This window comes from Paenibacillus taiwanensis DSM 18679 (assembly GCF_000425125.1).
GTDB classification, from domain to species: domain Bacteria; phylum Bacillota; class Bacilli; order Paenibacillales; family Paenibacillaceae; genus Paenibacillus_B; species Paenibacillus_B taiwanensis.
The window spans coordinates 1-6,119 of the sequence record NZ_AULE01000007.1 but is presented as its reverse complement, the minus strand read 5'-3'; the positions used below and the strand labels follow the sequence as shown (position 1 = coordinate 6,119).

9 protein-coding genes and 2 pseudogenes are annotated in these 6,119 nt (G+C 39.3%); 1 reads left to right on the top strand and 10 read right to left on the bottom strand.

Going from position 1 to position 6,119, the window contains the following annotated elements; genetic code table 11:
* Nucleotides 1–153: 153 nt before the first annotated feature.
* The 4 genes and pseudogenes from H509_RS27045 to H509_RS28715 all read right to left on the bottom strand — a co-directional run.
* Complete coding sequence (locus H509_RS27045) at nt 154–342, bottom strand: RHS repeat domain-containing protein (RefSeq protein WP_084159043.1); 189 nt, start codon at nt 340–342, stop codon at nt 154–156.
* 646 nt (nt 343–988) lie between these two features.
* On the bottom strand, nt 989–1,351 hold the full coding sequence (locus H509_RS0102085) for a hypothetical protein (protein WP_036695897.1): 363 nt from the start codon (nt 1,349–1,351) through the stop codon (nt 989–991).
* A gap of 44 nt (nt 1,352–1,395) precedes the next feature.
* Nucleotides 1,396–1,812 carry a hypothetical protein gene (locus H509_RS0102080; RefSeq protein WP_028543614.1) on the bottom strand — a complete coding sequence of 139 codons (417 nt, stop codon included), beginning with the start codon at nt 1,810–1,812 and terminating at the stop codon, nt 1,396–1,398.
* Between the two features lie 248 nt (nt 1,813–2,060).
* Nucleotides 2,061–2,243: pseudogene (locus H509_RS28715) on the bottom strand (recombinase family protein); the annotation flags it as partial.
* 175 nt (nt 2,244–2,418) lie between these two features.
* On the opposite strand from H509_RS28715, the gene H509_RS27035 reads away from it, so the two are divergent.
* Nucleotides 2,419–2,625, top strand: a complete 207-nt coding sequence (locus H509_RS27035; protein ID WP_084159042.1) for a helix-turn-helix domain-containing protein — start codon at nt 2,419–2,421, stop codon at nt 2,623–2,625.
* Here H509_RS27035 and H509_RS26575 read toward each other — a convergent pair.
* The 6 genes and pseudogenes from H509_RS26575 to H509_RS23995 all read right to left on the bottom strand — a co-directional run.
* Nucleotides 2,588–2,971: a hypothetical protein gene (locus tag H509_RS26575; RefSeq protein WP_028543613.1), complete on the bottom strand. Its 384-nt coding sequence runs from the start codon at nt 2,969–2,971 to the stop codon at nt 2,588–2,590. The two genes, H509_RS27035 and H509_RS26575, sit on opposite strands and share 38 nt — an antisense overlap.
* Nucleotides 2,972–4,008: 1,037 nt before the next feature.
* Nucleotides 4,009–4,308 carry an immunity 53 family protein gene (locus H509_RS0102065; RefSeq protein WP_028543612.1) on the bottom strand — a complete coding sequence of 100 codons (300 nt, stop codon included), beginning with the start codon at nt 4,306–4,308 and terminating at the stop codon, nt 4,009–4,011.
* A gap of 3 nt (nt 4,309–4,311) precedes the next feature.
* Nucleotides 4,312–4,707, bottom strand: a complete 396-nt coding sequence (locus H509_RS26570; protein WP_028543611.1) for a hypothetical protein — start codon at nt 4,705–4,707, stop codon at nt 4,312–4,314.
* Between the two features lie 99 nt (nt 4,708–4,806).
* Nucleotides 4,807–4,863: pseudogene (locus H509_RS28530) on the bottom strand (hypothetical protein); the annotation flags it as partial.
* Nucleotides 4,864–5,106: 243 nt separating this feature from the next.
* Entirely contained in the window at nt 5,107–5,643 is a 537-nt protein-coding gene (locus H509_RS0102055; RefSeq protein ID WP_211234299.1) for a hypothetical protein, read from the bottom strand.
* Nucleotides 5,644–5,675: 32 nt separating this feature from the next.
* Nucleotides 5,676–6,119, bottom strand: a 444-nt coding sequence (locus H509_RS23995; protein WP_036695895.1) for a hypothetical protein, incomplete at its 5' end; no start/stop codon positions are given.

Genomic DNA, 6,119 nt, shown 5'->3' with positions numbered 1-6,119 from the left:
GTCGTCTGTTTGAGGCGACCAAAGGCGTCATAGCTGTACCACGTCCGATTGCCATAGGCATCGTCCTGCCATAGCAAACGGCTTGTGCGCTCGTCGTAGCCATATTTTACTTCACCCAAGCCTTCTGTCTCTCTCACTTTGCGGCCAAGTGGATCAAACCAAACGACCTAGGCGATCGTAGGTGTATGACGTGGTATGAGTGAGACCATCCGTGTACGCAAGCAGGCGTCCAGTCAACGGGTCGTACTGCGCATTCTCTACAACAACACTCTTCTGTCCGTCGGCATTGGTCACTTCCACATCCTGCTGCGTGAGGAACGCATGCTGATATTGGGGTAGCACTGGCTCTGGTAACTAATATTAGCTCATACTGACTTAAACAGTACAACGGTGGATTTTATACGGAATGATAGTGTATCCCTTGTAACGTCCTGTAAAAACGCACTCCTTGGAAACTTCGTCCTTGTAAACATTAGCGGCTGTGTATTAGACACGACGGCTGGCCTATTTCGTATTCATACCTGTATATGTTGACTTGTCGTTATCAAATTTCTCTCCTGCACCATAATCATCGCTGTAAGAGTTAGTTATGTTGCAGACAAAATGCTCTTTACTTTGTCTGTCTAAACTCAAGTTATAGTGCCGTTCTACTTAATAGTTACGATTCCTGCTTACCACTGTCTCTATCGCAACAGCTCATTCTACGGTTACGTTAGATCTAAAAATTCGTGAGAAAACGAAGATAACAAAAAACAGGTCAATCATGGTGGTATCTGACCATAATCGACCCATTTCGTGTAACGGAATAGCGTTATTTAGGTGATAAAATTAAAGCGTTGATGTGCGTACAATCAAAATGACGAAATCTTCATACGGGTATTACATGGGTTATATGTGTTATTGGTTGAATAGTGGGTTCATTCGGCACTGGGTAGCCCCACCAAAGAAAAAACCTTGAGTGGCACAAGACCAATCAAGGTTCAAACATTCAGTTATTCAAAAAATCGACGGTTATTCGATCTACCCTGATTTGAACATATTGTTCATGCAGATAACCGTAATCCATTAGAAACTCACTATCAATTTCAAAAGTAATACCACCTGCATCTAAAGTTCCCTCATCAATATCTAGCTTGCCTTGTAAGGTGTAAGCGAAACTATTGTCCTCCTGATGTATCTCATACTCTTCCCAGTCCACTTTCTTGATAATAAAATCATCAAGTATGGTCACATCGAGTTCAATCCGATAAATGTCCCCTACAATGAGTTCAAACGGACACACATTTGCAAATGTAACCAACTCAATCCCATCAATTTCCAGTCTAACCTCTTCTTCGATTATTGGACTCATTTTAACAACTTTTGCTGAATATTGAATAGGGAAAACCTCCTTTTCTACTTTAACGGGTTGATAGTTTTATCATGCTTGTTTCCATTCAACAATTTCCATACATCTTCTCCGCGTTTTACATGATAGGTTGTTATATTTCCGTTATTATTTGTACCAACAAATTCAAACTTCGCTTCACCTTTCTGGGTGTTACCCATAAATTTAACATAACCAGTCCTTGTTTCAATCGTTCCATTCTTTAACTTATATTCGTATTGAACTTTAGTGCCACCGTTTATTACATCATTTGCCCCTTGAAGGTACTCATCAGCATTTTTATACGAACCTTTAAATTCTCTACCATGTTTGTCATAATGCCCTTCGAGAAGTGTTCGGTCAGCAAAGTTTGATGAAGGTTTACCCATCCCCTGAGTTGTAATCTTAAAATCTATTATAAGGAAAGGTGGTAAATTTTTTACCACTTTCCACCATTATATCAGCTTGCTTTGAGTTCTGTTAGAGGACTCGCCGCCCTGTATTCAGTTTTGTTCTTCATCATGCTGTAGATGATGTTCACAAGCCTTCTCATGAAGCATATGAGGGCTTGCTTCTTTGTCTTGCCTTCTGCTAGCTTACGTTGGTAGAACTCGTACATGAGAGGATTACGCTGTTTTTTGTTCTTCCCTTTGGCAACTTGGATTTGCTGAACGGCTAGGATATGAAAGATACTGTTCACCTCGAGGGCTTCCTCATCTACCTTCGATCCACTGATACCTTCATCGCTGTATATAGTAATAAGATTCCATCCTTGCTCCTGACAATGGGATCGGATTTCATCTTGTTGGTACGCTAAACTGTAGCCATCTTTTGCTTGTCCACTCGTTGAAACTCGAACGTAACCGATGACATTCATGCTGTTTCCTCCCCCACCGTTACAGTAATTTTGATTTTTGTAACGGTATACCGCTACATAATCATTATATATCGCATTACCGTTGCAGTAAATAGGGATACGATGATATATTCAAAGAAATACTTAGAATAACATCGTAACGGTAATGCGATGCATATTAATGGAGGGAAAGTAAATGCCTATTCGGGTACGGTTACAAGCCATATTGGATGAACGGGGGATTTCTCAACGAGAGTTAGCTCGTTTAATGAACATCCGCCCAAACACGATAAGTCATCTCTGCTCCGATAATGTTAACTCGGCTTACTTCGATACTTTGGAACAGATTTGCCGAACTCTTAACATTAGCCTGCATGACTTACTTGTACTGGAAGATGATTAATTTGACCGCTTAAAACCGCACATGGAATCGTTATGGCTTCCTTCCACTGCGCCGCCGCTACCTCATCGAAGTTCAATGTAGGCTGCTTTCGCATTTCCTCTACAATCAACCTTCGGTAGGAGCCCGTCACGTCCTTTTGTTGCAGTTCTCCGCTCATTAGTCCATTCACTTTTTCTCGTTGCTTGGGCTTCAAGCGTTCAAGATGTGTCAGATGGGTGCATAGATAAAGCCTGTTGAACTTGGGCGGAAACTGCACGATTACTTCAAGCGGTATCTTCTCGTCAGGTACATAAACAATTTCAAACCTCTTTAACTCCCCCTGAGTTACCTTTCCATACCGTTTCATCCGTTGACGCTTCTTATTGTAACTCGGCTGTAACCTGCTACTTGCCTTTGATACTTCTTATTGGAGTAGCGTGTTCCTTCCCAAGTCCGCATATTACGCCCTGTTAGCGATAAGTGAATAACTCTGATATGGGCAGCGGTATGTCAAAAGCTACATCACATCGAACAAACAATACGGCTGTGGCATTGTCCTTTAATGGCTTGAGCCATGAATAGAAATGAACTAGGCTATCAGGGTGACATTCGATTCTTAGTGTATTCTTTCTTGATTTTGGAACGAAGGTTAATTGATAAGAGATATGCAGGTAATGCCCACCATCTTTTACATGTAAATGGTACTTGAACCCCTTTTCCTTTAAACACAATGAAGCATTTAGATAATGACGCAATCTCGCTTGAAGGGATTGAAGAAATCCCAATAGAGATGTCCGTAAACTCGACTACAATACGGTCAATCGAAACTTTGTACGTCTTTCATGTTCAGCCCCCAATCGAAATTTTTTAACGAATTTCGGACTATATTAGAGGGCAAGGTGGCTAGCCTTACAACGTTGCCTTACCTGTATATATTGACTGGTCCTCACCAGATTTCTTTCCTGCACTGTAATCATCGTTGCAATGGTCAGTTATGTTTCGGACAAAGTAACCACAAATGTTCACCGCTCTTACTATAGTTGTCGTTGTGTCCATCGTTAAAGTTGCGATCTATGACCTTCTCACCATCCCTATCGTTGTATAGTAATCTACAGTTGCGAATGAATTTGAAAAAACCGTAAGAAAACGAAAATAACAAAAAACAGGTCAATCATGGTAGTATCTGACCATAATCGACCTGTTTGATGTATCGGAATAGCATTATTTAGGTTATAAAATTAAAGCATTATGTGCGTACAAAGGAAATGAAGAAATTCTTGTAGCGGTATTACATGGGTTAAGTGTCTTATTGGTTGAATGATGGGTTCATTCAGCACTAGGTAGCCCACCTTAAAAGAACCTTGAAAGGCATAAAACCAATCAAGGTTTCACTTGGGTCAGTCATTAATTCAATCCTTTTATTGAAGCCCACTGTCTAAAGGAATTTAGTATTTCTTCTAAATTTCTTGCCCCACCAGCACCACTAAATACTCCATCTCTCACAATACAGTAATACCAATCTTCTTCGTCTCTTTCGATCTCTATTGATTCAAAATGTTCATTTTCTAAACAAGTATCAACTAAGTTGATTTCAACTGACCAACCAGGATTATCGACAGTATCGATTTTAACACCATAGGTATGCTCCCAATCACCATTACAATTTTGATAATACCAATTCTGTACCCATTGTAAAGTATCCATATTCTACCTCTTTCTTGGAATTTCATTCGGATATACCTCCCTAACTCCCCCAGGAATTGACTTACCATTAACATGAGGTGTAGGCACATTTTGTTTTGTTATCTTGTTAATGTGACCTTTACCTATTCCATCATATCGCTGTTCTTTATCAAAACCGCTCGGATTTAATGGATTAGATTTATATGTCTCATAGTTAGTAACCTCATTAGTCTTTGGATCTCTTTTTAGAACAGTGTGATCTCCTGTCGCTTGTGGGTCAGATTTCATAAAGTTCTTTGCTTTTCCTGTGTTTTTCTGTACAGCTTCACCCGTCCCCTTAAATGCTTTAAAAGAATTAAACGGGTCCTTTAGTAACTGCTGTTTATAAGCCTCTGGAATACTCACATTCTTCACAGCCAAATTGCTGCCTCGGCCTATACTGCCAGGACTGCTATAAATGGTGCTGGATGTTGTAGAACCAATTCCTCTGCCTCCACGGCCTCCACCGCCGCAGTTGTGCGTCCAGATTCGCAGATCCGTGACAAAATAATTGTGGTATCCCTGTACTCTAAAATTATATACCTTTAGTTCTTTGCGGAGCTAAAAATTTCTGCATACAAAAAAAGCTTCTTTCCCACTCATAGTTCAATGGGAAAGAGCTTTCGAAAGTTTAGCAAGTGTATTTTTGAGGTTAGTTTAGTGTTTGGTTTGTTGGTTGTATTGTACGACCTTGCTGTCAAGAAATAAACTGAAAATAATTTTTTTTCAAACTTCAAAAAAACTATGTCCTTTGGTATCACTTAATGAAACTCATTAACCTTAGTCATTTTTTAGAAAGCTAATAAAACTTGGTAACCATTCAACATTAGAATTGTAGTTTTTCCTATTATACTCCCACTGCTCAATAAAATTCCTTAGACTATCTTTCCAAGAGGGGTATACTTCTTTGAACATTTCTATAAACTTTTCGTCTCCTCCTACAACAGCATGAGATTCATGTGAAATAATTACTCCCCATCTTGCACAACTTGAATACAAAGCGTTTTCTAGTACTACTAAAGCTCTTAAATACTCTTCATATTGAGTTTCACATGTTGCTTCCCAATGTCCAAAATCATACTTAGTATCATTACTTTCCTCTGTCTCAAAGCTGCTTCCTTCAATTTCTGAAAGATAAAATTTATCATCGCCCACAAATTTTGCCGCACTAATCAACGCATTAAATTGTTCTTGATCTAATTTGTAGTTATCGGTTGGGCAAAGAACTATTTTATGTTTGATTGAGTCAGCAAACATTTCACTAAAAGGATCTGTAGTACAGAATACCTTGTTAAATATTGCGTGCAATTGATTCAACTCGTTTACTGATGACTTAATCCTTCTCATAACTACTCCTCTAGAAACTTAATTTTTCTTACCCCTTTTATTCCGTTTACATCAATTGTAGGTGGTCCTGATTTTGAGGCTGCTCTATAAGTAAATGTCATGTTATTTGAATCTCTGCCAACAAATACCCCCTTTGAAACCTCTTTGTATTCAGTCACCTGTGCTTTAAAGAAATTAAAAGCGTCATCAGCTGTTCCCGAAATTGCTCGGATATCTTTCTGATCAGCTTGCGTGCCAATCTTTTTCAATTCGTCTCCATTAATTTTATTCCATTTTTTTAGATTTCCCGTCCCCTTAAAAGCTTTAAAAGAATTAAACGGGTCCTTTAGTAACTGCTGCTTATAAGCCTCTGGAATCGGCACATTCTTCACAGCCAAATTGCTACCTCGGCTTATACTTCCAGGACTGCTATAAATGGTGCTGGATGTTGTAGAAGCAATTGCTCT

Excerpts from the sequence above, each read along its gene's own strand:
- H509_RS0102085 (WP_036695897.1), bottom strand. The coding sequence starts at position 1,351 with ATGAGTCCAATAATCGAAGAAGAGGTTAGACTGGAAATTGATGGGATT.
- H509_RS27035 (WP_084159042.1), top strand. The coding sequence starts at position 2,419 with ATGCCTATTCGGGTACGGTTACAAGCCATATTGGATGAACGGGGGATT.
- H509_RS26575 (WP_028543613.1), bottom strand. The coding sequence starts at position 2,971 with ATGAAACGGTATGGAAAGGTAACTCAGGGGGAGTTAAAGAGGTTTGAA.
- H509_RS0102065 (WP_028543612.1), bottom strand. The coding sequence starts at position 4,308 with ATGGATACTTTACAATGGGTACAGAATTGGTATTATCAAAATTGTAAT.